The organism is Streptomyces nitrosporeus, from assembly GCF_008704555.1.
Lineage (GTDB): Bacteria > Actinomycetota > Actinomycetes > Streptomycetales > Streptomycetaceae > Streptomyces > Streptomyces nitrosporeus.
In genome coordinates this window covers 4,679,370-4,704,054 of the sequence record NZ_CP023702.1, presented here as the reverse complement: position 1 = coordinate 4,704,054, position 24,685 = coordinate 4,679,370, and the positions used below count along the sequence as shown (strand labels likewise).

At 71.0% G+C, this 24,685-nt stretch carries 22 protein-coding genes and 1 pseudogene; 11 read left to right on the top strand and 12 right to left on the bottom strand.

The window, feature by feature from the left end; genetic code table 11:
• Window positions 1-239 precede the first annotated feature (239 nt).
• Window positions 240-1,502: a cell wall protein gene (locus tag CP967_RS20905; protein ID WP_150489433.1), complete on the top strand. Its 1,263-nt coding sequence runs from the start codon at window positions 240-242 to the stop codon at window positions 1,500-1,502.
• Window positions 1,503-1,702: 200 nt separating this feature from the next.
• Here CP967_RS20905 and CP967_RS20900 read toward each other — a convergent pair whose 3' ends face one another.
• The 5 genes from CP967_RS20900 to CP967_RS20880 are packed head-to-tail and all read right to left on the bottom strand — an operon-like array spanning window position 1,703 to window position 6,849.
• Window positions 1,703-2,653 (bottom strand): hypothetical protein, encoded by a 951-nt coding sequence (locus CP967_RS20900; protein WP_150489432.1) that lies wholly within the window; start codon window positions 2,651-2,653, stop codon window positions 1,703-1,705.
• Entirely contained in the window at window positions 2,640-4,220 is a 1,581-nt protein-coding gene (locus CP967_RS20895; RefSeq protein ID WP_229888642.1) for a PP2C family serine/threonine-protein phosphatase, read from the bottom strand. Before CP967_RS20895 ends, CP967_RS20900 begins: the two co-directional genes overlap by 14 nt.
• 8 nt (window positions 4,221-4,228) lie before the next feature.
• Window positions 4,229-4,894, bottom strand: a complete 666-nt coding sequence (locus CP967_RS20890; RefSeq protein WP_150489431.1) for a vWA domain-containing protein — start codon at window positions 4,892-4,894, stop codon at window positions 4,229-4,231.
• 27 nt (window positions 4,895-4,921) lie between these two features.
• On the bottom strand, window positions 4,922-5,401 hold the full coding sequence (locus CP967_RS20885) for a hypothetical protein (RefSeq protein ID WP_150489430.1): 480 nt from the start codon (window positions 5,399-5,401) through the stop codon (window positions 4,922-4,924).
• Window positions 5,398-6,849: a methyl-accepting chemotaxis domain-containing protein gene (locus CP967_RS20880; protein WP_150489429.1), complete on the bottom strand. Its 1,452-nt coding sequence runs from the start codon at window positions 6,847-6,849 to the stop codon at window positions 5,398-5,400. The genes CP967_RS20885 and CP967_RS20880 overlap by 4 nt, the downstream gene beginning before the upstream one ends.
• Window positions 6,850-7,250: 401 nt before the next feature.
• Here CP967_RS20880 and CP967_RS20875 point away from each other — a divergent pair, with 401 nt between their 5' ends.
• Both CP967_RS20875 and CP967_RS34735 read left to right on the top strand, forming a co-directional pair.
• Complete coding sequence (locus CP967_RS20875; RefSeq protein WP_229888641.1) at window positions 7,251-7,889, top strand: tellurium resistance protein; 639 nt, start codon at window positions 7,251-7,253, stop codon at window positions 7,887-7,889.
• 268 nt (window positions 7,890-8,157) lie between these two features.
• A pseudogene (locus CP967_RS34735) lies at window positions 8,158-8,978 on the top strand (IS3 family transposase); the annotation flags it as partial.
• A 111-nt stretch (window positions 8,979-9,089) separates the two neighbouring features.
• Here CP967_RS34735 and CP967_RS20860 read toward each other — a convergent pair.
• Window positions 9,090-10,466, bottom strand: a complete 1,377-nt coding sequence (locus tag CP967_RS20860; protein ID WP_150489426.1) for a tetratricopeptide repeat protein — start codon at window positions 10,464-10,466, stop codon at window positions 9,090-9,092.
• A gap of 542 nt (window positions 10,467-11,008) precedes the next feature.
• On the opposite strand from CP967_RS20860, the gene CP967_RS20855 reads away from it, so the two are divergent.
• From CP967_RS20855 to CP967_RS20835, 5 genes are all read left to right on the top strand, one after another.
• Window positions 11,009-11,266 (top strand): hypothetical protein, encoded by a 258-nt coding sequence (locus CP967_RS20855; protein ID WP_150489425.1) that lies wholly within the window; start codon window positions 11,009-11,011, stop codon window positions 11,264-11,266.
• Complete coding sequence (locus CP967_RS20850) at window positions 11,241-11,771, top strand: DUF6879 family protein (RefSeq protein WP_150489424.1); 531 nt, start codon at window positions 11,241-11,243, stop codon at window positions 11,769-11,771. The genes CP967_RS20855 and CP967_RS20850 overlap by 26 nt, the downstream gene beginning before the upstream one ends.
• A 26-nt stretch (window positions 11,772-11,797) precedes the next feature.
• On the top strand, window positions 11,798-12,646 hold the full coding sequence (locus CP967_RS20845) for a helix-turn-helix domain-containing protein (protein WP_150489423.1): 849 nt from the start codon (window positions 11,798-11,800) through the stop codon (window positions 12,644-12,646).
• A 301-nt stretch (window positions 12,647-12,947) separates the two neighbouring features.
• On the top strand, window positions 12,948-13,379 hold the full coding sequence (locus tag CP967_RS20840; RefSeq protein ID WP_229888657.1) for a glycine-rich domain-containing protein: 432 nt from the start codon (window positions 12,948-12,950) through the stop codon (window positions 13,377-13,379).
• Between the two features lie 75 nt (window positions 13,380-13,454).
• The gene (locus CP967_RS20835) at window positions 13,455-13,886 is read left to right on the top strand and encodes a hypothetical protein (protein WP_150489422.1); all 432 of its coding nucleotides are present in this window, start codon (window positions 13,455-13,457) and stop codon (window positions 13,884-13,886) included.
• A 90-nt stretch (window positions 13,887-13,976) separates the two neighbouring features.
• Here CP967_RS20835 and CP967_RS20830 read toward each other — a convergent pair whose 3' ends face one another.
• On the bottom strand, window positions 13,977-15,134 hold the full coding sequence (locus CP967_RS20830; RefSeq protein WP_150491968.1) for an acyl-CoA dehydrogenase: 1,158 nt from the start codon (window positions 15,132-15,134) through the stop codon (window positions 13,977-13,979).
• Between the two features lie 251 nt (window positions 15,135-15,385).
• On the opposite strand from CP967_RS20830, the gene CP967_RS20825 reads away from it, so the two are divergent.
• Complete coding sequence (locus CP967_RS20825) at window positions 15,386-16,729, top strand: UDP-glucose dehydrogenase family protein (RefSeq protein ID WP_150489421.1); 1,344 nt, start codon at window positions 15,386-15,388, stop codon at window positions 16,727-16,729.
• Window positions 16,730-16,852: 123 nt separating this feature from the next.
• On the opposite strand, the gene CP967_RS20820 is transcribed toward CP967_RS20825, so the two are convergent.
• The 3 genes from CP967_RS20820 to CP967_RS20810 are packed head-to-tail and all read right to left on the bottom strand — an operon-like array spanning window position 16,853 to window position 19,744.
• Window positions 16,853-18,064, bottom strand: a complete 1,212-nt coding sequence (locus CP967_RS20820) for a dipeptidase (RefSeq protein ID WP_150489420.1) — start codon at window positions 18,062-18,064, stop codon at window positions 16,853-16,855.
• A 7-nt stretch (window positions 18,065-18,071) separates the two neighbouring features.
• Window positions 18,072-18,608, bottom strand: coding sequence for a 5-(carboxyamino)imidazole ribonucleotide mutase (purE, locus tag CP967_RS20815; protein WP_150489419.1), 537 nt, complete (start codon window positions 18,606-18,608; stop codon window positions 18,072-18,074).
• A complete protein-coding gene (locus CP967_RS20810) occupies window positions 18,605-19,744 on the bottom strand; it encodes a 5-(carboxyamino)imidazole ribonucleotide synthase (RefSeq protein ID WP_150489418.1) in 1,140 nt (379 codons plus the stop codon). Before CP967_RS20810 ends, purE begins: the two co-directional genes overlap by 4 nt.
• A 154-nt stretch (window positions 19,745-19,898) precedes the next feature.
• Between CP967_RS20810 and CP967_RS20805 the strand changes: the two genes are divergently transcribed.
• Window positions 19,899-20,420: a GtrA family protein gene (locus CP967_RS20805; RefSeq protein WP_150489417.1), complete on the top strand. Its 522-nt coding sequence runs from the start codon at window positions 19,899-19,901 to the stop codon at window positions 20,418-20,420.
• A gap of 96 nt (window positions 20,421-20,516) precedes the next feature.
• Here the strand turns inward: CP967_RS20805 and CP967_RS20800 are convergent, their stop codons facing one another.
• Window positions 20,517-21,785: an ATP-binding protein gene (locus CP967_RS20800; RefSeq protein WP_150489416.1), complete on the bottom strand. Its 1,269-nt coding sequence runs from the start codon at window positions 21,783-21,785 to the stop codon at window positions 20,517-20,519.
• 14 nt (window positions 21,786-21,799) lie between these two features.
• On the bottom strand, window positions 21,800-22,477 hold the full coding sequence (locus CP967_RS20795; RefSeq protein ID WP_150489415.1) for a response regulator transcription factor: 678 nt from the start codon (window positions 22,475-22,477) through the stop codon (window positions 21,800-21,802).
• A gap of 488 nt (window positions 22,478-22,965) precedes the next feature.
• Between CP967_RS20795 and CP967_RS20790 the strand changes: the two genes are divergently transcribed.
• The gene (locus CP967_RS20790) at window positions 22,966-24,456 is read left to right on the top strand and encodes an oligopeptide:H+ symporter (RefSeq protein WP_150489414.1); all 1,491 of its coding nucleotides are present in this window, start codon (window positions 22,966-22,968) and stop codon (window positions 24,454-24,456) included.
• Window positions 24,457-24,685: the final 229 nt, after the last annotated feature.

The following is a 24,685-nucleotide window of genomic DNA, read 5'->3' as shown; positions in this document are numbered from 1 at the left end:
CCGGTAGCGGCCTCCGCCTGACCCTCTCCTCCCCATAGCTCCTCGCGGCCCCGACGGCCGCGCCCTGCCCACGGACCGTGATGCGCCGTCCCTCCGGCGCGGCCTCGTGCCGCGCTTCTTCGCCATGCCCGGAAACGGAACCGCTCCCTGCTACGGAGTGGGTCCCCGTCCCGAACGCCCTCCAGGAACTCGACACGACGGCCTCCCGGCACGCCCAGCCCGGCGCCTGGTTACGCGCGGTGGCCTGGCTCGTCGGAGCCGGCCTGCACCCACGTGCCCGTACGACGACGCTGGCCGTCGCACACGATCTGGCCCGGCGGATGGACTACGACCTCGGCCTCGTCCTCTACGACCTCAAGGGCACCGCCACCCGCTGCCGGATGACCGTCGCCACCGTCAAACGTCATGTGCGGGTCCTGCGCGAACTGGGCGCGCTCGTATGGAAACGCCACGGCACCAAACGCAACCTCCACCTGCCCGGCCGCCCTTACACCGCCACCGCCACCATCTACGCCGCCACCGTCCCCGCCCTCTACGACACCGCCATGGGCCACCGCCTGGACGGCACCGGCTACCACGCGCGCGTACGCGGGGTCACGGATACCGGCCGGGACCGGGCGATCACCACCACCGCACGGACCCGCCACCGGCCTGTAGACAACCCGCTTGTGGACCATCGGCGTTCAGGGCGGCATGAGCCCCATTCCCTTGACGCCCACCACCACGTGCCCCCAGCTGAATTGGGCGAGACGTTGAACTACACCCCGCGCAAGCGCGCGGCGAGCCCGGACACACCACCTCGCCCGGACGGCAAGGCCGGTCGGAAGGCCGACAGGAAGACCGGCGACAGGAAGACCGGCGACGGGAAGTCCGGCGGCAGGAAGACCGGCGATGGGAGGACCACCCGACGAAGGAGACCCACCCGCGACCGCGCACCGCGGCGCAGCCCCCTCCAGGTCGCCCATGACATCGCCGTCGCCCGACAGGTGCGTCCCCTGGTCTCCTGGGCCCAGTCCGAGGGCCTGCGCCGTCTCGCCCACGCCCTGCGTCCGCTCATCGACCGCGGACTCGACGCCCACGCCATCGCGGCCGAACTCCACGGCATGGTCCTCACCTGGCGCCCCCGCCACCCCGCCGCCTACATCACCGCCGTCCTCGCCCGTGACCACCGCGCCACCACCACCGCCGCCGAGACCGCCGGGCACCCCCGCACGCCCCCGCCCAGGGCCTTCTCCCAAGCCCTCGCCACCCTGCGCACAGCACAGACAGCGGCAGTCGGCGCCACCCGCCCCGCAGACGACCACCCCCCGGCGGACAGCACGGAAGACCTGACCGCCGAAGACATCACCCTGCTCCGCTCGGCCGCCTCCACGGACCCCGCCCTGATCCTCACCGCCCTGGAGAACCTCGGCGAACTCCGCACCCGGCGCCTCTACACCGACCGCCTCGTCGACCGGGCACGCCTCCAGCTCTTCGGCGGACCCCACATCACCATCCGCTGAGAACGGCCTCACCGAGGGCCGGTCCGGTGAACCCGCCGCCTTCCCAGGGCCCGCACCCGAGCGGAGGCCGTCCGGCCGGCAAGGCAGTGGCGGGCCCGGCGTACGGCTCGCGCGGAGGCTCGACCGCCGGACCACCGGCGAAGAGCCCCCGGTGCGTCCCCCGGCCAGGGCACCGCCCCCACGAGCGGTGCCGCCGTCCGTCACCGCCGGAAGGAGATCGTCCCCCGGTTCCGGTCGCCACCGTCGAACTTCGAGCGGTCGACGACCGGGCGCGGTACCGGCCGGGCCGCCATCAGCTTGATGGTGTCGCGTCCGGCCAGAGCGGCCTGCCACTGCCCGAGGTCCGGGCGGGTGCCGTACGGTCCGGCGGCCTGCTCCCACAGGCGGAGCACCGCGGCCTCACGGCGCTCGTCCAGTGAGCCGGGCACGGGGTTCAGGGTCCGGCCCGGCGCGGTGTAGGCGTCCTGGGCGAGCACCCGGCCGATCATCAGGGCGGCCTTGTAGCGGTCGCTGTCGACGGAGACCGCCCCCGGCGGTGCCAGGGGGTCCTGCCAGTCCGGTGTGTCGGCCTGTTCCAGCACCGGCGCGCACCCCAGGGGCCGGGCGCCGTCGCAGTCCAGCAGGTAGGCGGCGGGGGCGGGGGCGACGGTCCACAGGACGTTCGCCTGGGACAGGTCACCGATGACCAGGCCCAGGGTGTGCAACCAGCGGAACAGGTCCACCAGCGCCACGGTCAAGGCGTAGCGCTCCGCCGGTGACGGCTGTCCGACGGCCTGCCAGGCCGCCTTCGGTTCGCGCAGCAGGTACGACAGTTCCGTCAGCTTGCTCTCCCCGCGTGACGTCGTCCAGGTCATGGAGGCCGGGGCGCGGTGCATGAGGAACCCGGTGACCAGCCGGCCGTCCACGACCCGGCACAGAGGCCAGGCGGTCTCCCGGTCGAGCCGGTCGCGGTCGGCCTCGCCCAGTGCCTGGCGGAGCGAGACCAGGGTGGCGAGCGAGGCCCCGTCGGCCTTCTGCGGTTCCCGGTAGCTCTTGTAGAGCAGCCGTCCGGGTCCTCCGACCTCGTGCACCTCCCCCTGCCCGCCGTCACCGACCTTGCCCAGCAGCTTCAGTGCCGACCGGGGGACGTCCGCGCCGTCATGCTCGCTCATCCGGGGCCTCCCACAGCACGACGGCGCTCCGGTCGTCGTCGTAGGACTTCACCCGGAACTGCGCCTGCCAGAGGAAGTCCGCGGGGCCGGGTACCTGGCCGCTGCCCCAGGCCGTGGCGAGGAAGTCACGCATCTCCTGCTCCCCGGCGAGGGGGGTGGACAGGCCGTCCGTGCTGACCACGAGCACGTCACCCGGGGCGGCCGGGCCGAGCAGGGTCGTCGAGGCCGTGCGGGCGGAGGGCAGGGCGTCCGTACGGGTGTCGATCACACCGGTACCCGGTCCGCTCCCCTCCTCCGTGATGTCCAGGTACCACCGGCCCTCACGCAGCAGGGCCGTACCGCCGTCGCCGACGGCGAGGAAGCCGCGGATGCGGACGGCCGGGTCGAGCGGAACCAGCAGCACGCGCAGGGTGGTCGCGTAGTCGCCGGGGTCGTGGGAGCCGCGTACCGCGAGGTCCGTGAGCAGTGTGGCGATCCGGCCCACCACCGCGTCCGCCGTGTCCGCGAAAGTCTCCCCGTCGCCCGCCGCCAGGGCCGCGCACAGCCCTTCCGCGGCACGGTCCAGATAGGCGGCCGCGAGCCGGCACACCTCGTTGGACCCGATGTGCGAACGGGCGGCGGAGCCCACCCCGTCGGCGACGGCGAGGAGGAGCAGCTCCCCCCGGTCGCGGTCGCCGATGCGGGTGACGCACAGGGCGTCCTGCCGGGGCTCCCCCAGATAGCGGTGGGAGTCGCCCCGGACCGACGCGGCCCGCACGCTGAGCGCCCCGTACTCCGCGCCGTCCACGACGATGTCGGGCAGCACGGCGGCTGCCGGGTCGGTACCCGCCGCGGGCAGTTTCCGGGGCACCGGCGGGTACATCGGGGGCTTGTTCCCGCTGTGCCAGGGGGCCCCCAACTCCGGTGGCCGGGCGAGGCGTTCGCCCGGCCGGTCCACCGGCGCGGCTTCCGGGGGCGGGTCCTGGGCCGGGGGCGGGTCCTGGGCCAGGGGCGGCACCTGCGCCGGGACCGGGGCCGGTGTCCGGGCCGGGGCGGCGGGGCCGGCGCGGTGGTCCCACGGCTGCGGCCCGGCCGCCGGCCGGTCCACCGGCGCGTAGGACTGCTCCGGCGGGGCGTAGGACTGCTCCGGCGGGGCGTAGGACTGCTCCGGCGGCGCGTAGGACTGCTCCGGCGGCGCGTAGGACTGCTCCGGCGGCGCGTAGGGCTGTTCCGGCGGCGCGTAGGGCTGTTCCGGCGGGGCGTACGACTGCTCCGTGGAGGCGGCCGACTGCGCGTACCGGGGTCCCGGCTGCGCGGAGAGCCTTTCCTCGGCCTGCATGCAGGGCTGTTCCGGCCGCGTGTCGGGCCGGACAGCGGGCCCGTACGGCTGTTCCGGCCGGGCGTACAGGGGGTCGGGCTCGTCCCGCCCGGCGGGCGGCCGGTCCCCCGGGGGAGACACGACCTGTTCCGCCGTGCGCCAGGTCTCTTCCAGCGGATCGCTGTCGTGGTGCCGGTCCTGGCCCTGGTCCCGGTCCCTGTTCTGGCCCTGGTCCCGGTTCTGCCCCTGGTCCCGGTTCTGGTTCCGCATGGCCGTCCTCAGAGCTTGTCGAGGGAGACGGTGGAGAAGCCCGGCACCGTCTCGTCCACGGCGAGGGTGAAGCCGGAGCCGCCGTCGGCGGCCATGCTGCCGGCCGACCGCACGATGGAACGGGTCAGGCTGGAGGCGAACTCGCGGAGCGCCTGCGCCGGAGACACATGGGCATCCTGCTGCATGAAGGCGCGGAAGGTGGCGACCTGACCGATCGTGGCCGCCTCCGCGTCACCGATCCCGAACGCGATGATCTTCGGGCAGAAGGGCGACTCGGTCAGCTCCTTGTGCGCCTGTTCCCAGCCCTCGTCGGTGGGGATGCCGTCGGAGAGGAAGAAGGCGACCGGCCGGTAGACGTCGTGCCCTTCCGCCTTGAGTGCCGCCACATCCGCCTCAATGCACCGCAGCAGGGTGCGGAAGGCGTCTCCGTACGAGGTGAGTCCTCCGGCCGCCAGCGCGGGGACCTCGTCGATGTCGCTGAGGTCCACCAGGGGCTGGAGGACGCTGGCGCTGCTGGAGAAACCGATCAGGCAGAACCTGGTCTTGTCCGCGACCGTCGGGTTGGTGCTGATCTCGTGGTGCAGTTCGGGCAGTGCGCTGTTGATCGCGTCTATCGGGGAGCCGGACATCGAACCCGACTCGTCGCAGAGCAGATAGAAAGGAAGGATCTGCACGGTCTCGTACCTCCGTCGGTGCCGGTGTCAGTAGGTGTAGAAGTAGATTTCGAGGTCGGCGTGGCCCGAGGAGGCCCCGCCCTTCCAGAAGTCGCGTGTGGTGGTGTCCTCGAACATGCCCGGACGCGCCTTCTTCAGCAGTGAGTTGACCTCGTGCGCGTACGCGCCTCCGGCCCCCGGGTCGGCATGGCGGCCGAAGGTGAGGACGAAGGCGGCCTGCCGCCCCTTGTACGGGGCCGTCACCGCGCGCAGCCGCTGCTCGATCCGGCGCCGGTCGCCGGGGGCCGCGGTGATCGAGACCTTCACCGGTTTCTGCTGGACGGCCCGGGGGCCGGTCGGCTTCCTGGACTTCGCCGGTGCCGGTTCGGCCGAGGGCGAGGCGGACGGCCGGGCCGCGGCCGCCAGCGGGTCGCCCCGGTCCCCCATCGCGACCAGGGCCAGCACGAGCAGCAGATCGGCGAAGAGCCACCCGGCGAGATGCATCGGGTTGAACCGGGGCGCGTTCACCGCGCGCCGTCCCGGGGCGGTGTGTCCTGGGGCGGCGCGTCCCGCGGTACGCCGTCCTCGGGCCGTGCGTCCCACGGCTGCGGGGCGTCCGACGGCCCCTTGGCCAGGGTCACCGTGACGTCCTCGGGGGGCCGGAGCGGCGGCGCGGGATCGGGACGGTCGCCGGGCAGGGGAACGGTCGGGTACAGAGGGCCCGTCGAGGACGTGGCCGGCGCGGAGGACGCGGACGGTGACGAAGGCCATGCGGAGGACGCGGGCGCCGCAGGCGCCGGCACCGCCGGCGGCACGCCCGCGGTCCGGCCGAGCCGCTCGGCGGCACGGCGCAGCCCCTCGGTGTGCTCGGCCAGCCGCCGTACCGCGTCCTGGGACTCGGCGATGCTCCGGGCGGATTCCTCGGTGATCTCCCCGAGCCGCGCCAGCACCTGCGACGAGACGTCCGCCGCGACCTCGACCCCGGTCGTGAAGGACCGCTGGGAGGCGGAGAGCATGAGGACGGAGTCCTCGACCCGGTCGCCCGCCCGGTCGAGTACGTCCCGGATCTCTCCGCTCGTGATCCGGGCCGCCTCCAGGGACCGGCTCACCATGGCACCGCTGTCGGCCACCGCGGCGCCGACCTCCTTGCCGTTGCCCCGCACGGCCTCCTCGATGCGGCCCGCGGCGTCCTCCAGGGGGCGTACCGCGTGGTCGACGCCGGCCAGGCGGCCTTCCGCGCGTTCGACCGCCTGGGCCACGACCTCGGCGGCCGACGAGAGGTCCTTCTGGACATCGGCCGCACGGCCGCTGAGCCGGGTCAGTGTGTCCGCCGCCAGGGTCAGCTCGGCCGCGAACCGCTGCGGTGACGCCATCCTGTGGGCGTTCAGCACGAGTTGGGCCCGGGTGAGCACCGGGACGAGGCGCCGCATCAGCTTCTCGGCGTCATGCGCGGCCTCCTCCTCCCGGCGGGTGACCAAGGAGCGCCGGATGCCGTGGAGCAGGACGAGCGCGAAGAGCAGGGCGATGGCGGTGGTCGCGCCGGTCGCCACGTGCCCGAAGGTGAAGGCCCCGGACAGGTGCCCCTCGAAACCGCTCTGCCACAGCTGGAGGAAGGGCCGGGCCGCGGCCTTCGGGTTCGCGCCGATCAGTGCCTGGTAGGCGCTGGACGCCTGGGTCAGGCCGTACCAGGTCATCAGCAGGGGGACGAAGACCAGGGCGCCCAGGGCCGCTTCCAGCCAGGACCACGCCTTGTGCCGGTCGCCCGGGGGGACTTCGGAGGTGATGCTCTCCGGGCGTGCGAAGGAGTGGAGCAGGTCGAGTTCCGCCCAGGAGTCGAGGGAGGCCGTGTCCTTCGCCGCCAACGCCTTGCCCAGGGATTCGAGTTCGTCCCGGCGGGACGACAGCCTGGCCTCGGCCGATAATTGTCTGATCTGTTTGGAGACCTCGTGACGGTCCACCGGATTCGCTACGGGCATGTCTGTCCCTGATGTGAGAACCCCCAGGGGGCTCCCCGCCTCGCGTCCCCGGACCCCGGCCCGGAGCGGCGCTCCGGACGGCGCCGGAACACCGTGCCCCCGTGCAGCGACACCGGACGTACGCTGTGTCACTGGCCGCCGAGCGTATCCCACACCCCGTCAGGCGGAGCTAGGATCCAGACGTTGTTCCAGAACCGGAACGTATCGGCTGGGGGGCCGCCATGAGTACGGACGACCGGAAGCGCGGCGTGATCCGGCTCCGGGGGCCACGGCCCCCGGCCGGGACGGAACCACGGGACCCGGCGCGGGCGGAACCGCCCCCGCCCCCTGCCCGGACGGAACCACCCCCGCCCCCGGCTCGGACCGGGCCGCCGCGGCTCCCGGCGACGGTCCGCACCCCGGTGCCCGGCGGGGCGGAGCCCTCCCCGCAGCACCCGCCCCTGCTCACCGGCCGGGCACCGCGCGCCCGCTTCGGCGGACGCGGCACGCTCCAGGCCAATCTGAACTGGCTGCCCGACGCGGGCGCGGACCTCAACCTGTGCTGTCTGGTGGCGTTCAGGGACGGGACGGCACGCGTGGTGCAGGCCCTGGCCGACGACTACGGCTCGCTGACCGAATGGCCGTACATCTCCCTCGACCACGACGACCGGACCGGGGACTCCTCCGACGGCGAGACGCTGCGGGTGGACCTGGCCCGGGGCGCCCTCTTCGAACGGCTGCTCTTCTTCGTGTACATCTACGAGGGCGCCGCCGACTTCCGCCGCCTGGGCGCGTCGGTGACGGTGACCGCCCCCGGCGACCCCGGCTGCCGGATCCTGCTGGACGACTCCCCGCAGTCCGCGGTGGCCTGTGCGATCGCCCTGGTCACCCCGGACACCGAGGGGGTCACGGTGTGCCGCGAGGTCCGCTGGTTCACCGGCCGGCCGGACGTCATCATCCACGAACAGGTCGACCGCGCCTACGGCTTCGGCATGGACTGGTTCCCCGCCTCGAAACCACCGCTGCCACCCCGGGACGCACGCCGGCGCCGGCACCCCTGAACCCCGGCCCGGGCGTCCCCGTACGCGCGGTCCCGGACCGACCCGCCGGGACGGCGACCGGCGGGGCGCTCCTCCCGGAGTGCCTCGTCGGCCGTGGAGCCGGGCGGTCCCCGCCGCTCACGGCAGGTTGCGGCCATTACGAACCGCTGGAGCTGGTTCGTGCCCTCGTAGAGCTGGGCGCTTTAAAACTTCTGACGAAATGGGGCCTTGACCCCGGATCTTGGACACACGAGACACTGGATCCTGAGGATCTGAGAACGGAGATCTCGTGGTCATGAAGAACTGTCCGCCGCAGTTCGAGGCGGACGCTGTCGCGCTGTACGAGTCGCGGCCCGAAGCGACGATCAGGCCGGTCGCCGCTGATCTGGGGGTGAACCCGGAGACGTTGCGGAACTGGGTCAGGGCGGCCGGTGCGAGTCGGCCGCGGGGCCGTCGGGCCGAGGCGTCCGTCGAGCCGCCCACTGCGCTGGGGGCGCAGAACGCGGCCCTGCGCAAGAAGATCCGCGAGTTGGAGGAAGAGCGCGAGATCCTGCGGAAGGCGGCGAAGTATTTCGCCGGGGAGACGCGCTGGTGAACCGCTTCCAGTTCGTCGCCGACCACCAGCGCCGTTACGGCGTGAAGCGGCTGTGCACCATCCTGGGCATTGCCCGCTCCAGCTTCTGCTACTGGCGCCGCACCGCCGCCTGCCGGGCAGCCCGGCAGGCGACCGACGCCCATCTCGCCGCACGGATACGGGCCGTGCACCGGGAATCGGACGGCACCTACGGTGTCCCCAGGATCACCGCCGAGCTCCGCGAGGACGGCGAGCGCGTCAACCACAAGCGGGTCGCACGCGTGATGCGGAGCATCGATCTGGCGGGCGTGAGGCTGCGACGAAGACACCGCACCACGGTCGCGGACCCGGCCGCGGCGAAGGCCCCGGACCTGATCGGCCGCGACTTCACCGCGAGGGAAACGAACACGAAGTACGTCGGTGACATCACCTACCTCCCCCTGGAGAGCGGCAGGTTCCTCTATCTGGCCACCGTCATCGACCTCGCCTCACGGCGTCTGACTGGCTGGGCGATCGCGAATCACATGCGCACCGAACGACGTCAACCACGCTGAAGCAAGCCGCATAACCCGTGTCCAGAAACCGGGGTCAAGGCCCCAGTCGCCCTCGCCTCACTCCTGATGTGGGTGTGAAGCGAGGGGCAATCCCTAAAAAGGTGGCTCCAGGGAGTACCCGTTGTCGCTGAGAGGGACGGGCTCGGGCTTCGGTTCGGCAGCGCGCTGTTCCGCCACTGTGGGGTGGACGGCTATCGCCTCGTCCGCCCGCCCTTGCAGGACCAGGATCTCGCACAGTTCCTCACGTGCCTTGATCGTGCCCAGGGCCCGCAGTTCATCGGCGGCGTCGTCAAGACGGCCGGCCCGCCTGAGGAGGTCGGCCTTGACGATACGGGGATCGGTCCAGGGGCGGTCAAGACCGGCCACGGTGATCGCCTCGTCGACGCGGCCGAGGCCGGCGAGTGCCCAGGCCCGCCACCAGTGCTGGAACTCCTCGTGACCGTGGTGGGGCACGACCCTTGGGTGCTCGACCAGATAGAGCAGTTCCTCGGGGCGGTCGAGAAGCGGGTGGACGAGTGGTGCCAGGAGGTTGGAGCAGTCGTACCAGCCGAAGCCGGGCTCCGCGACGACGATCGCGTCGTCCAGCCGGCCTTCTGCCAGCAGCATCGAGGAAAGCCACGCCCTGTACCCGACCCAGTCGTCGGCGGCGATGGCGTCTCTCATCACGGCTTCGGCCTCTTCGACCCGGCCATGATGGCGCAGCGCACCCGCGTAGATGTCCAAGACGGTGCGCGCATCCCCGCCGCCGGCCAGTTCGCGCAACTCCTCGAGCCGCCCGTGACGTGCCAGCAGTTCGGCATAGGCGATTAGGGTGTTCTGAGCGAGGAAACGGCGCCCAGCGATGTCCTGGCCGAGGATCCGGATTGCCTCATCAGCACGGCCCGCCCGCTCCAGCACACGGGCCTGCAACTCCTGAGCGTCGGACAAGGCGTAGTCCCGGTGTTCTTCGCCACGGGCCTGACGTACATGGTCTGCGAGCGGGGCAATCAGCTCCAGCACCCGCTCGTCACGACCCTGCCCATCGGTGATACCCACCAAAATGGACAGGAGCCACGACTTGTCGAGGTGCGGGACGAGTAGTTCGATGGCCTCGTCGATGCGCCCTGCCTTGCCGAGCACCTCAGCAAAATCACGACACTCAGTCACAGAGGCTCGGCCGGCTTCCTCCGGACGTACCAGATCCAAAGCCTCCTCCGTCCTGCGACCCGTCCGGAGCAGGATCTCGGCCTTCGCATACAAGGCAGCCCGCCACCCCGCCACGACGAACGGCTCCATCACAGAAAGCGCGCGCCCGAAGTCCCCCGCCTGGCACAACTCCTCTACCGCCCCCTCGGCACAGAACCACTCGCCACGATCCACTGCCGCCTGGGCAACCAGATTCAGGTGACCGTGCTCCAACAGGAGACGCACCGTTCTCGGGGGTAGACCGCGATAGTTGCTCACCTGCCATGCAAGATCGTCCACATCCATGGTCGGAAGCGTAGAAGCACCCCCCGGCATGTCACCGAGGCACCGCCCGATCGATCCTCCCTCGCCCCCTCACGACATGGGCTTGGCCTTTGACGACAACTCCTAGGAGTCCAGCAACACGACATTGCCAACCATGCGTTCGTCAGCGGCATCAGCAGTGCGGGCCGGGCGGCCGCCCCCCGACCGGCATTCGCTCGTAACGCGTCGGCGGGGCGCCGCCCGAGGGGCGCCCCGCCGGTCGCGGAGCTGACCGGACCCGCCCGCTACGGCAGGGCACGAACCAGCATGATCCGCTGAACCTGGCTCGCGCCTTCGTAGATCTGGGGGCTTCGCAGTGCGCCTCACGCTGACCTGCACGGACATCCCTTATGCAGGAGAACTCCCTGGCATCCACCCATGATCGCGTGTCTGTCTTACCTGGCCAGGGCGCCACAGCGCCTTCCGAACCTCCCATGGTGCTCTGGCCGCCCTCTTGACGCCTCAGCGAGGCAGGAATGACACTCATGCAAGTTGGCGTAAGCCACTCGACACCGGAGGCAGTCATGGCACTACGGTTCATCGGGATTGATCCAGACACCGGGCAGCAGGGCTCCCCCACCGTATGGGTGGACGCGGGAAAGGGAGAGCTGGTGTTCCAGGGCTGGAAGCCGGACGAGGAACTGGAAGCGGAGTGCGCGGCGTTCGAGATCCCCGGGCACGCTCCGGGCATCCCTCTGCACGAAGCCGTGGTTCGGATTCCGGTCCGTATGGTGCCGATGCTCAGGAAGGCGTGCGATGTCGCAGAACGGTCCGGGCTTTAACGAGCTGCTGGCCGCAGCCAAACACTCGGCTGTGCACCTGGAACTGCGCGACTCGTACGACGTCGGGGATGAGGCCGAGGATTTCGAGGTCTGGAAACGTACGGGACGGCGTGACATCGACCCGGCGTCCGTCTACTGGACGCCGTGGGTTGATCTGATGCGCAACTCCGTGGCCCGAGGCGTGACGGTCCGTCGTGCTCGCGTCGTATCGGAACCGGTAACGGATTACATCCGGTACGAGCACGCCGGCACCGTGGTCAACCTTCACGCCGGGGAGCAGGTCCGCTGGCTCCCCAGGCGACAGGCTTCGGACATCGCGCTTCCCGGAAACGACTGCTGGGTGTTCGACGGAGAGATCGTGCTCTTCAACCATTTCTCCGGGGATGGGAACTGGTCCGAGCCCGGCTGGGAGGTTCGTTCCGAGCCCGCCGTGGCAGGACTGGCCTCGGCTGCGTTCGAAGCGGTCTGGGAACGCGGCATCCCGCATGAGAAGTACACGGTCTGACCTGAAGGAAATCGAAGAGTCCACTCATGTCCGCGTCCCCCTCGTCCAGCGCCCAGGCCGCCCGTGAAGCCATCGCCACCCGCCTCGGGGGCCTACGTAAAGACGCGGAGCTGACCGGGCATGAGCTGGCTCTTCGGTGTGGCTGGAGCCCCGCGAAGTCATCCCGCATCGAGCGGGCCAAGACCCCTGCGTCAGCCGCCGACATCCGTGCCTGGTGCAAAGCGTGCGGAGCGGAGGACCAGACAGACGACCTGATCGCGGCGAACCGGCAAGCCGACCAGATGTACGTCCACTGGCAGAAGCTGCACCGGCACGGCATGCGCCGGGCACAGGAGGAGGTTGTCCCCCTTTACGAGCAGACCCGCCATTTCCGTGTGTACTGCTCGAACGTGGTACCGGGCATGCTCCAGACCGAGGCGTACGCGGCAGCTCTGCTATCGACCATCGCCGCCTTCCAAGGCACTCCTGACGACTCGCAGACGGCGGCAGCATCCCGCATCGAACGCTCACGCGTGCTCCAGGACGGTAACCACCGTTTCGCTCTGCTACTGGAAGAAACGGTGCTCCGCTACCGCATTGGCGACGCAGCGGTCATGGCTGGACAGCTCGGCTACCTGTTGGCTGTCATGGCGCTTCCGAACGTGAGCCTCGGGGTAATCCCATTCACGGCCCAGCGGCTCGTCTGGCCCCTTGAAGCCTTCTATCTCTTCGACGGCCGCCAAGCGAGCGTGGAACTGCTCACGGCCGCAGTGAACGTCACAGCGCCCAGCGAAGTCGCCACGTATGCCAAGGCGTTCTCGGGGCTGTCCAAGCTTGCCGTCTACGGTGCCCCCGCCCGAGCTCTGATCTCGGACGCGATCACATCCCTCGACTAGTTCGCGTGCAAGCTGGTGCAAGATCGTGGCCCGCTCCGTTCCCCGCTTTCTAGGGTCGTTCCATCGGCCTCGGAAGCGATCGGGGAGCAGGGCGTGACGAAGACGGAACCGAAGCGGTGGCACGCACCAACGGCGACGCTGCCTACGCGGAAGGAAAGCCCCTCGCCCCGGCCGGTGGCCGATTGCCCCGAGTGCGTGCGGCTGGGCCAGCTACTGGGTGCAGCGGAGAGGATCCCATCGCCGCCTGCCGCGTAACCGGTCCCCAACCGTCGAGAGAAAAGGGAATTTCACTGTGACGACCATGCTGGAAACGCCTGTTGCCCTACGGCGCGGGCGGGACCTCGTCAGTCCTGAGCTGTTCGAGAAGGTGTCGGAGTTCTGCGCGCAGGAGTACGGACACGAGCTGTCCACCGCCCGCAGGATCGTGGACCAGGCCCTGGCCTTCCTCAAGGTCATGGGCGACAGCCGCGCGTTCGACATGACCCCGTCCGACACCGTGGACCCCGGATGGCACTCGTTCGTGCTCCACACCCAGGCATACGCCATGTGGTGCGAGGAGCAGTTCGGGTTCTTCCTCGGACACGAGCCCAAGGCCGCCGTCCGCACCCGCCCGCTGATCGGTTCCGTGGTGGACCGCGTCAGGGCCGCCGGGTTCCACGTGGACGACCGGCTATGGGGCGCGGCAGCGGACTGCAATCCGCCCGCGTGCTGCGGTGACGGCGACGGCTGCTGATCCCCGTCCCCACCGATCGGAAGCGGTCCGGGCGCGGCCAAGGCGCCCGGACCGCCCCAGGCAAGGGTTCCAGAGATGAGCAGCGATGACGAGGGCCTGACCGGGCGGGGCCGGGTCACGGTGTTCGCGATGTTCGGCACGGTCTTCGGCTACGCCACACACCACCTGGACGAACGGCGGATCGGGGACGTGGCCGTGATCGGCCCCCTGACCCCTGGTGTCGAGTGGCCACGGCTGTGGCAGATGGCCCGTTCCTGCGGCAGGCCCACGGCCAAGGACACCGAACTCGCCCAGTGGATACTCACCCAGGCCACCCGGGCGTTCGTCTGCGGCAGCGACCGCATCGCACACTTCCCCGACCGGGGCTGGAAGCTGGAGCCCGGCGGGAAGCGCGTCAGCTTCGAAACCACCTACGCCAACCGTGATCAGCTCCGGACAGGCAACCTCACCGTGGAAGGCCTCACCCCGGACCACACGGCAGAACGCCCCACGCTCTACACCGCCTGACCGCCCCCGGCAGCGAGCCGGAACAGCGGCCGGCGGGGCGCGCTCCTCCCGGGGCGCCCCGCCGGCCGTGGAGCCGGGCGGTCCCGCCGCCTACGGCAGGTTGCGGGCCATGACGATCCGCTGGACCTGGTTCGTGCCCTCGTAGATCTGGGTGATCTTGGCGTCGCGCATCATGCGCTCGACCGGGTAGTCACGGGTGTAGCCGTATCCGCCGAGCAGCTGGACGGCGTCCGTGGTGACCTCCATGGCGACGTCGGAGGCGAAGCACTTGGCGGCGGCGCCGAAGAAGGTGAGGTCGCCGTCGACGCGCTCGGACTTGGCGGCGGCCGAGTAGGTGAGCTGGCGGGCGGCCTCCAGCTTCATCGCCATGTCGGCGAGCATGAACTGGATGCCCTGGAAGTCGGCGATCGGCTTGCCGAACTGCTTGCGCTCCTGGACGTAGCCCTTGGCGTAGTCGAGGGCGCCCTGGGCGATGCCGAGGGCCTGGGCCGCGATGGTGATGCGGGTGTGGTCCAGGGTCTTCATCGCCGTGGCGAAGCCGGTGCCCTCCTCGCCGATCATGCGGTCGGCGGGGATGCGGACGTTGTCGAGGTAGACCTCGCGGGTCGGGGAGCCCTTGATGCCCAGCTTCTTCTCCGGGGCCCCGAAGGAGACGCCCTCGTCCGACTTCTCGACGACGAACGCCGAGATGCCCTTGGAGCGCTTCTCGGGGTCGGTGACGGCCATCACCGTGTAGTACTCGGAGACACCGGCGTTGGTGATCCAGCGCTTCACACCGTTGAGCACCCAGAAGTCGCCGTCGCGCACGGCCCGGGTCTTCATGCCGGCCGCGTCGGATCCGGCGTCCGGCTCGGAGAGGGCGTACGAGAACATCGCCTCGCCCTTGGCGAGCGGGCCCAGGTACTTCTTCTTGAGCGCCTCGGAGCCGGAGAGGATCACCGGGAGCGAGCCCAGCTTGTTCACGGCCGGGATGAGGGAGGAGGAGGCACAGGCGCGGGCCACTTCCTCGATCACGATGACGGTGGCGAGCGCGTCGGCGCCCGCGCCGCCGTACTCCTCCGGGACGTGGACCGCGTGGAGGTCCGAGGCGACCAGGGCGTCCAGGGCTTCCTGCGGGAAGCGCCCCTCCTCGTCCACCGCCGCGGCGAACGGCGCGATCTTCGCCTCGGCGAGCGAACGGATCGTCTCGCGGAGCATGTCGTGCTCCTCGGCCGGACGGTACAGGTCGAAATCGGTCGAACCCGCCAAGACGTTCACTCCCCAACGATGCTAACTACTGTTAAGTAACCCAATTTTAGGTGCCCGTCCTCGCGGGGGCATACAGGCAGGGCGCGTGAGCTTGCCGACAGACACGGAACGGCTGATTCCGTACGCCCGGCGAGGCCGCGCCGACGGCGCCGCGGGACCGCGCCGACGGCCCGCAGACGCGGAAACGGCCGCCTCCGGCCCCCCGGATATGCTCGGCTCCGCACCACCGTCCGCATCGTTCAGGAGCACTCATGGCCCTCAGGATCACTGTGATCGGCACCGGCTACCTCGGGGCCACCCACGCCGCGGCCATGGCGGAGCTGGGGTTCGAGGTCCTGGGGCTCGACGTCGTGCCGGAGAAGATCGCGATGCTCTCGGCGGGCAAGGTGCCGATGTACGAGCCGGGGCTGGAGGAGTTGCTGCGCAAGCACGTCGCGGGCATCGAGGGCTCCACGGGCCGGCTGCGCTTCACGACCTCCTGGGAGGAGGTCGGCGAGTTCGGCGACGTCCACTTCGTCTGCGTGAACACCCCGCAGAAGCACAACGAGTACGCCTGTGACATGAGCTATGTGGACAGCGCCTTCGAGTCGCTGGCCCCTCAGCTGAAGCGCCCCACCCTGGTGGTCGGCAAGTCCACCGTCCCGGTGGGCTCCGCCGCCCGGCTGGCGGACCGGCTGGCCGAACTGGCCCCGGTGGGCGCCGCCGCGGAGCTGGCCTGGAACCCCGAGTTCCTGCGTGAGGGCTTCGCGGTGGACGACACCCTGCACCCCGACCGGCTCGTGGTGGGGGTGCGCAGCGAGCGGGCCGAGAAACTGCTGCGCGAGGTGTACGCGGGTCCGGTCGGCGAGGGGTCGCCGTTCGTGGTGACGGACTTCCCGACGGCCGAGCTGGTGAAGACCTCCGCCAACTCCTTCCTGGCGACGAAGATCTCCTTCATCAACGCCATGGCGGAGGTCTGCGAGGCGGCCGACGGTGACGTGGTGAAGCTGGCGGAGGCGCTGGGCCACGACGAGCGGATCGGCAAGAAGTTCCTGCGGGCCGGTGTCGGTTTCGGCGGCGGCTGCCTGCCGAAGGACATCCGGGCGTTCATGGCGCGGGCCGGCGAGCTCGGCGCCGACCAGGCGCTGACCTTCCTGCGGGAGGTCGACTCGATCAACATGCGGCGCCGCGGGCACATGGTGGAGCTGGCCCGTGAGGCCGTCGGCGGCGGTGCCTTCCTGGGCAAGCGGGTGGCGGTGCTCGGCGCGACGTTCAAGCCGGACTCGGACGACGTACGTGACTCGCCGGCCCTGAACGTGGCGGGGCAGATCCACCTCCAGGGCGGCCAGGTCACCGTCTTCGACCCCAAGGGCATGACCAACGCCCGCCGCCTCTTCCCGACGCTCGGTTACGCGGACACGGCGCTGGACGCGGTGCGCGGTGCGGACGTGGTGCTCCACCTCACGGAGTGGCGCGAGTTCCGTGAGCTGGACGCGGCGTCGCTCGGCGAGGTCGTGGGGCAGCGGATCATCCTGGACGGGCGCAACGCCCTGGACCCCGTGGTCTGGCGCACGGCCGGCTGGACGTACCGGGCGATGGGCCGCCCGAAGGCCTGACGCCCCGCCGCACACGCGCGACGGGGCGAGGGGGCCGGGCGGCGGAGCCGGCACGGCCGCCGGGCCCCCGCCCCCTCACGGCGGCGAGGGCCCACGGGCCCGCCCGCGACGGAGCGGAGACCGTCAGGCCGCGGGCCCGTCCAGCTCCTCGATCGTCGCGTGGGACGGGCCGCGCAGTGCGCTCAGCTCCCGGGAGACCGCTTCGGCGTCCCGCAGTACCCGTACCGCGTTCCGCCAGGTCAGCTTGGCCAGGTCCGCGTCCGACCAGCCCCGTCCGAGCAGCTCCGCGACCAGGTTCGGGTAGCCGGAGACGTCCTCCAGGCCCGCCGGGAGGAACGCGGTGCCGTCGTAGTCGCCGCCGATGCCGATGTGGTCGATCCCGGCGACCTCGCGCATGTGGTCGAGATGGTCGGCGATCGTCGCGACGGTGGCGAGCGGACGCGGATGGGCCGCCTCGAAGTCCGCGTGGATACGCATCGCCGCGGGCGTGGTGTCCAGGTGGTGCAGACCGTGCTCCCGCATGTTGCGGTCGGCGGCCAGGGTCCATTCGACGGCGGCCGGGAGGACGAACTTCGGGACGAAGGTCGCCATGGCCACCCCGCCGTTCCCGGCGAGCATCCGCAGCACGTCGTCGGGGATGTTGCGCGGGTGGTCGCAGACCGAGCGGGCCGAGGAGTGCGAGAAGACCACCGGCGCGACGGAGGTGGCCAGCGCGTCCCGCATGGTGGTGGCCGCCACATGGGAGAGGTCGACCAGCATGCCGACGCGGTTCATCTCGCGTACGACCTCGCGGCCGAACTCGGAGAGGCCGCCGACCGCCGGGGAGTCGGTCGCCGAATCCGCCCAGTCGGTGTTGTCGTTGTGCGTCAGCGTCATGTAGCGGACGCCGAGGGTGTACAGGGCGCGCAGGGTGCCCAGGGAGTTGTTGATGGAGTGGCCGCCCTCCGCCCCCATCAGGGAGGCGATGCGCCCTTCGGCGCGGGCCTTCTCCATGTCGTCGGCGGTCAGGGCCCGCGCCAGGTCCGCCGGGTAGCGGGCGAGGAGCTCGGCGACCACGTCGATCTGCTCCAGTGTGGCGCTGACCGCGTCGTCACCGGTGAGTTCGGTGGAGACGTACACCGACCAGAACTGCGCCCCGACGCCCCCCGCCCGCAGGCGGGGGATGTCGGTGTGCAGGACGCCGGTCTGGTCGGCGGAGATGTCCCGGGCGCCGAGGTCGTAACCGGTCTGCACGCGCAGCGCCCAGGGCAGGTCGTTGTGGCCGTCGACGACGGGGTGGGCGGCGAGGAGCCTGCGGGCGTGGGCGAGGAGGTCCGTGTTCCCGGCGTTCTCCATGACGGCCCTACTTCCCGAAGCCGAAGGAGTCCGCGCCCTGGACCTTGGCCCGCAGCCGCTTGCCCTTCTCCGTCGCCTGGTCGTTCAGCTCCTGCTGGAACTCCCTCATCCGCTCCAGCAGCGCGCTGTCGTGGGCGGCGAGGATCCGCGCGGCGAGCAGGCCCGCGTTGCGCGCGCCGCCGACCGAGACGGTGGCGACCGGCACTCCGGCGGGCATCTGGACGATGGAGAGCAGGCTGTCCATCCCGTCCAGGTACTTCAGGGGCACCGGGACCCCGATGACGGGCAGCGGGGTGACGGAGGCCAGCATGCCGGGCAGGTGGGCCGCGCCCCCCGCCCCCGCGATGACCGCCTTGAGGCCGCGGCCGGCCGCTTCCTCGCCGTACGCGATCATCTCGTGCGGCATGCGGTGGGCGGAGACGACGTCGACCTCGTAGGGGATCTCGAACTCGTCGAGGGCCTTGGCCGCCGCCTCCATCACGGGCCAGTCGGAGTCCGAGCCCATGACGATGCCGATGAGGGGGGCGGTACCGGGTGCGGTCATTCGGTGATCGTTCCTCGCAGGTAGTCGGCCGCGTGCCGGGCGCGCTCCCGCACGTCCGCCAGGTCGTCGCCGTAGGTGTTGACGTGTCCGACCTTGCGGCCCGGCTTCACGTCCTTGCCGTACATGTGGATCTTGAGCTGCGGGTCACGGGCCATGCAGTGCAGGTAGCCCTGGTACATGTCCGGGTAGTCGCCGCCGAGGACGTTGCACATGACCGTCCAGGGGGCGCGGGGGCGCGGGTCGCCGAGCGGGAGGTCGAGGACCGCCCGCACGTGGTTGGCGAACTGCGAGGTGATGGCACCGTCCATGGTCCAGTGCCCGGAGTTGTGGGGCCGCATGGCCAGTTCGTTGACCAGGATGCGGCCGTCGCGGGTCTCGAAGAGCTCGACCGCGAGGTGGCCGACCACGCCCAGTTCCGCGGCTATCCGCAGGGCGAGCTGCTGGGCCTCGCCGGCGCGCTGCTCGTCCAGGCCGGGTGCCGGGGCGATGACCGTGTCGCAGACCCCGTCGACCTGGACGGACTCCACCACCGGGTAGGCGACGGCCTGGCCGTGCGGCGAGCGGACGATGTTGGCCGCCAGCTCCCGTACGAAGTCGACCTTCTCCTCGGCGAGCACCGGCACACCGGCCCGGAAGGGCTCGGCCGCGTCGGCCTCGGAGCGCACCACCCAGACGCCCTTGCCGTCGTACCCGCCGCGCACGGTCTTCAGGATGACCGGGAAACCGCCGACCTCCTCGGCGAAGGCCGCGGCATCCGCCGGGTCGGCGACGATCCGGTGGCGGGGGCAGGGTGCGCCGATCTCCGTGAGCCTGGCGCGCATCACCCCCTTGTCCTGGGCGTGCACCAGGGCGTCCGGGCCGGGGCGGACGGGGATGCCCTCCGCTTCCAGGGCCCGCAGGTGCTCGGTCGGCACATGCTCGTGATCGAAGGTGATCACGTCACAGCCGCGCGCGAACTCGCGCAGCGTGTCCAGGTCGCGGTAGTCGCCTACGACGACTTCACCGGCCACCTGGGCTGCCGAGTCCTGGGGGGTGTCACTGAGGAGCTTGAACTTGAGGCCGAGGGGGATACCCGCCTCGTGGGTCATTCGGGCGAGCTGCCCGCCACCGACCATGCCGACTACCGGAAACGTCACCCTGCCAGGGTATCGGGCCCGGGAGGGGGGCCCTCACCCGCTCCGGCGGGCTCCGGCCGGGCTCCGCCGAACGCCCCGGCCACGGCGGGTTCCGCCGGACAGGCTCTAGCATGGCCGGGTCGACGCACACCGACCGGACGGGACGAGCCACCACATGAGCGAACGGGGCGCACTGCGGACCCGGCTTGACCTGCTGGCGCGCGAGGTCGCCAAGTTCGGCGCGGTCGGGGCCCTGGGCCTGGTCGTCAACATCGTCGTGTCCAACGTGATCTGGCGCGCCACGGACATCCCGGTGGTCCGGGCCGGGCTGATGGGGACGGTCGTCGCGATCCTCTTCAACTACGTCGGCTTCCGTTACTGGACCTACCGGGACCGCGACAAGAGCGGCCGGACCCGGGAGCTGACGCTGTTCCTGCTGTTCAGCGCCGCGGGCGCGGTGATCGAGACGGGCGTGCTGTACATCGCGACGTACGGCTTCGGATGGGACGGGCCGGTCCAGAGCAACGTCTTCAAGGTCGTCGGGATCGGGGTGGCCACCCTGTTCCGCTTCTGGTCGTACCGCACCTGGGTCTTCCGGGCGCTTCCCGCCAAGGAGGCCGTGCTGAACGCGGAGCGGTTTCTGGGACAACGACGACCGGCCGACGAGGTGACGACCCCGGGGTCCGGCCGCGGCTGACCGGTCCGGGGCCGCGGCTGACCGGCCGGGGCCGCAGCTGACCGGTCCCGCGCGCCTGCCTTCCCGCGCCGCTTCCTCCCGCCCGGGCCGGGCGGTTCAGCGGACCGGGCGGTCCGTCTCCTTGCGGGGCTGGGCGATCCGGCTGAGGAAGAGCGCGAAGACGGGCGGCTGCTGCTGGAGCAGTTCGAGCCGTCCGCCGTCGGCCTCCGCCAGGTCACGGGCCACGGCCAGGCCGATCCCCGTGGAGTTGCGGCCGCTGATGGTGCGCTCGAAGATCCGCGCGCCGAGGTCCGCCGGGACCCCGGGCCCCTCGTCCGTCACCTCCACGACCACCTGGTTGCCGGTGACCCGGGTGCGCAGCGCGACCGTGCCGCCACCGTGCATCAGCGAGTTCTCGATCAGCGCGGCGAGCACCTGGGCGACGGCGCCGGGGGTGCCGACGGCCTGGAGCCCCTGCTTGCCCGAGCAGACGACGGCACGGCCGGCGCTGCGGTAGGCGGGGCGCCACTCCTCCAGCTGCTGCTTGATGACCTCGTCCAGGTCGAAGAGGACGGCGGAGCCGCCGGTACGGGCGTCGCGGGCGTTGGTCAGCAGCCGCTCCACCACGTCGGTGAGCCGCTCGACCTGGGTGAGAGCGATGCTGGCCTCCTCCTTCACCGTGTCGGGGTCGTCGGTGACGGAGATCTCCTCGATCCGCATGGAGAGCGCGGTCAGCGGGGTGCGCAGCTGGTGCGAGGCGTCGGCCGCGAGGCGCCGTTCGGCGGTGAGCATCCGGGCGATCCGTTCGGCGGAGGCGTCCAGCACGTCGGCGACCCGGTCCAGCTCCGCGACGCCGTACCGCTTGTGCCGGGGCCGGGGGTCGCCCGAGCCCAGGCGTTCGGCGGTCTCGGCGAGGTCGGTGAGCGGCGAGGTGAGCCGGTTCGCCTGGCGTACGGCCAGGAGTACGGCGGAGACGATCGCGAGCAGGGCCACCGCGCCGATGATCAGCAGGGTGCGGCCGACCTCCCGGGTCACGGCGGAGCGGGACTCCTCGACGGTGACCTTCTCGCCCCGCTCCCCCGTCTCCGTACTGCGGATGACGCTGTCCGCGGGGCGGTCTCCGACCTCGATCGGGGACCGCCCGGGGATCTCGACGCGGGCGTAGCGCCGGGGGTCCACCTGCTCGGCCAGGACGTCGGGGGAGATCCGCTCCTCGCCGAGGAGCCGGCTCTCCACGACGCTGATCAGTCTCAGCGCCTCCGAGTCGACGCTCTCCTGGGCGCTGTTGCTGATGGTGCGGGTTTCCACGATGACGAGGGAGAGGCCGAACACGGCGATCACCACGAGGACCACGGCGAGCGTGGAGTTGATCAGTCGGCGGCGCATGGCTGTGTCGTACGTCAGCTCTTCTCGAAGCGGAAGCCGACGCCCCGCACGGTGGCGATGTAACGGGGATTGGCCGCGTCGTCACCGAGCTTCTTGCGGAGCCAGGAGATGTGCATGTCCAGGGTCTTGGTCGAGGACCACCAGGTGGTGTCCCAGACCTCGCGCATCAGCTGGTCGCGGGTGACGACCCGCCCCGCGTCCCGGACCAGGACCCGCAGCAGGTCGAACTCCTTGGCGGTGAGCTGGAGTTCCTCCTCGCCCATCCAGGCCCGGTGCGACTCGACGTCGATCCGGACACCGTGCGTGGCGGGCTGCGGGGCGGGCTCGGACGCGCCGCGGCGCAGCAGGGCGCGGACCCGGGCGAGGAGCTCGGCGAGGCGGAAGGGCTTGGTGACGTAGTCGTCGGCCCCCGCGTCGAGGCCGACGACCGTGTCGACCTCGTCGGCCCGTGCGGTCAGTACGAGGATCGGCACGGTGTGCCCTTCGCCACGCAGCCGCCGGGCGACCTCCAGGCCGTCCATGCCGGGCAGCCCCAGGTCGAGCACGACCAGGTCCACGCCGCCCTGGAGTCCGGCGTCGAGCGCGGTCGGGCCGTCCTGGCGGACCTCGACCTCATACCCCTCACGCCGCAGGGCGCGAGCCAGCGGCTCCGAGATGGATGCGTCGTCCTCGGCGAGCAGTACACGGGTCATGGAGTGATGGTAGTCCGCACGGGGCACCGGAGGTGAGGGGCTGACGAGGCCCTGCGACCCAGGGCCACGAATCGGTCACCGGCCTTCGAACGTGAGAGTGCCACTCCCCGGCCACCTGTGATCCATGTCTCAAGTCCTTCCATATCGCCCATCGACATGCCGTATGGTGACTCGACGCCTGTTTCACCGCTGAAGGACCTTCTGGCAGCGTTTCGCGCCAAAGGTCCTTTTGTGTACGGGCCCGGTTCCCGCCGGCCCGTCGGTGAATGTAGTGAATGACCTGTGGGCCGGGCCCGGAGCGCGAGGATGCGTACCGGGCGTGGATCCCGGTGCGGTCCGTCGCCAATCGCCTCACGGCTCCCCCACGGAGCCCGGGGCCGTATCCCCCCAGGGCGTCGGGGGTGGCGCAGCCGTACCGGTGCCGGCCACCCCCCACCGGGCGCGTCAACGCTCACGCGGCTGCGCGTCCCGACCAGCAAGGATCGACCATGGCGTCCAGCCTGACGAAGGGCGCGGCCAGTACCACTGGTTCGCAGAAGACCTTCTTCGGCCACCCCCGCGGCCTGGCCACTCTCTTCATGACCGAGATGTGGGAGCGCTTCAGCTATTACGGCATGCGCGCCCTCCTCCCGCTCTACCTGATCGCGCCCAACGGGCTTCACATGAACCCCGCCACGGCCACGGCGATCTACTCGGTCTACCTGTCGCTGGTGTACCTGCTCGCCATGCCCGGCGGCTGGTTCGGCGACCGGGTCTGGGGTCCCCGCAAGACCGTCGCCGTCGCCGGCGCCGTGATCATGCTCGGCCACCTGACGCTCGCCCTGCCGTCCGAGGGCACCTTCTTCGCGGGCCTCGGCCTCGTGGCGATCGGCTCCGGTCTGCTGAAGTCCAACATCTCCACGATGGTCGGCCACCTCTACGACGGCCCGGACGACCCGCGCCGTGACGGTGGCTTCACGATCTTCTACATGGGCATCAACGTCGGTGCCTTCGCGGCGCCGCTGATCATCGGCACCATCGGTGAGAACGTCAACTGGCACCTCGGCTTCGCGCTGGCCGCGCTCGGCATGGGCCTGGGCGTCGCCCAGTTCATGCTCGGCACCCGCCACCTCAACGAGCGCAGCCTCGTCGTGCCGAAGCCGCTGTCCGCCGCGGAGCGCGCCTCCACGCTGCGCAAGTCCATGATCTGGCTGGGCGTCGCCGCCGTCTTCTACCTCGGTACGGTCGTCACCGGCGTCTACACGCTGAACTGGCTGCTGGTCCCGATCACGGTCGCCGGTCTGGTCATCCCGGTGATGGTCCTGGCGCGCATCAAGCGCGACAAGGAGCTCAGCGCCACCGAGCAGAAGAAGATGTCGGGCTACATCTGGTTCTTCGTGGCCGCGGCCATCTTCTGGATGATCTACGACCAGGGCGGTTCGACCCTGGCGATCTTCGCGGACTCCTCCGCGGAGAACTCGGTCCTCGGCTGGGACTTCCCGGTCTCCTGGTACCAGTCGGTCAACCCGGTCCTGATCATGGCGCTGGCCCCGGTCTTCGCCGCGTTCTGGATGGCGCTGAACCGGCGGGGCAAGGAGCCCAGCACCATCGTGAAGTTCAGCTCCGGCCTGGTCCTGGTCGGCGCCTCGTTCTTCCTGTTCCTGATGCCGCTGACCATCGCGGGCGACGGGCACAAGGCCGCCGCGATGTGGCTGGTGGCGATCTACTTCGTGCAGACGGTGGCCGAGCTGACGCTCTCCCCGGTCGGCCTCTCGGTCACCACCAAGATGGCCCCGGCGAAGTACGCCAGCCAGATGATGGGTGTCTGGTTCCTCGCGGTCACCGCGGGTGACTGCACCACGGGGCTGCTGTCCATCGCGGGTGTCGAGCTCAACGGCACCGGGGTGGTGGCACTCCAGGCGGCCCTCGCGGTCCTCGCCGGTGCCGCGATCTTCATGTACCGCGGCAAGGTCAAGGCCCTGATGGGCGACGTCCGCTGAGGCGGGCCCGGCTCTGAACGGAGGGGCCGCCGCATCCGGAGACGGGTGCGGCGGCCCCTCCGCCGTACCGGACCCGCGCACGGGGCGGGGGCGGTACCCGTGTGCGGGCGGAGGCGGTGCCCGTGTGAGGGCGGAGGCGGTGCCCGTGCGCGGGTCCGGGCGCAGGCGCGGGCCAGGACGGGCGCGGGCCGGAACGGGCGAGAGGCGGTACCGGGGATCCGGTACCGCC

What these genes read in the sequence shown, in the direction of transcription:
- CP967_RS20900 (WP_150489432.1), bottom strand. Translation starts at nt 2,653, where the DNA reads ATGAGCGAGCATGACGGCGCGGACGTCCCCCGGTCGGCACTGAAGCTG.
- CP967_RS20895 (WP_229888642.1), bottom strand. Translation starts at nt 4,220, where the DNA reads ATGCGGAACCAGAACCGGGACCAGGGGCAGAACCGGGACCAGGGCCAG.
- CP967_RS20880 (WP_150489429.1), bottom strand. Translation starts at nt 6,849, where the DNA reads ATGCCCGTAGCGAATCCGGTGGACCGTCACGAGGTCTCCAAACAGATC.
- CP967_RS20860 (WP_150489426.1), bottom strand. Translation starts at nt 10,466, where the DNA reads ATGGATGTGGACGATCTTGCATGGCAGGTGAGCAACTATCGCGGTCTA.
- CP967_RS20855 (WP_150489425.1), top strand. Translation starts at nt 11,009, where the DNA reads ATGGCACTACGGTTCATCGGGATTGATCCAGACACCGGGCAGCAGGGC.
- CP967_RS20850 (WP_150489424.1), top strand. Translation starts at nt 11,241, where the DNA reads ATGTCGCAGAACGGTCCGGGCTTTAACGAGCTGCTGGCCGCAGCCAAA.
- CP967_RS20845 (WP_150489423.1), top strand. Translation starts at nt 11,798, where the DNA reads ATGTCCGCGTCCCCCTCGTCCAGCGCCCAGGCCGCCCGTGAAGCCATC.
- CP967_RS20840 (WP_229888657.1), top strand. Translation starts at nt 12,948, where the DNA reads ATGCTGGAAACGCCTGTTGCCCTACGGCGCGGGCGGGACCTCGTCAGT.
- CP967_RS20835 (WP_150489422.1), top strand. Translation starts at nt 13,455, where the DNA reads ATGAGCAGCGATGACGAGGGCCTGACCGGGCGGGGCCGGGTCACGGTG.
- CP967_RS20825 (WP_150489421.1), top strand. Translation starts at nt 15,386, where the DNA reads ATGGCCCTCAGGATCACTGTGATCGGCACCGGCTACCTCGGGGCCACC.
- CP967_RS20820 (WP_150489420.1), bottom strand. Translation starts at nt 18,064, where the DNA reads ATGGAGAACGCCGGGAACACGGACCTCCTCGCCCACGCCCGCAGGCTC.
- purE (WP_150489419.1), bottom strand. Translation starts at nt 18,608, where the DNA reads ATGACCGCACCCGGTACCGCCCCCCTCATCGGCATCGTCATGGGCTCG.
- CP967_RS20805 (WP_150489417.1), top strand. Translation starts at nt 19,899, where the DNA reads ATGAGCGAACGGGGCGCACTGCGGACCCGGCTTGACCTGCTGGCGCGC.
- CP967_RS20800 (WP_150489416.1), bottom strand. Translation starts at nt 21,785, where the DNA reads ATGCGCCGCCGACTGATCAACTCCACGCTCGCCGTGGTCCTCGTGGTG.
- CP967_RS20795 (WP_150489415.1), bottom strand. Translation starts at nt 22,477, where the DNA reads ATGACCCGTGTACTGCTCGCCGAGGACGACGCATCCATCTCGGAGCCG.
- CP967_RS20790 (WP_150489414.1), top strand. Translation starts at nt 22,966, where the DNA reads ATGGCGTCCAGCCTGACGAAGGGCGCGGCCAGTACCACTGGTTCGCAG.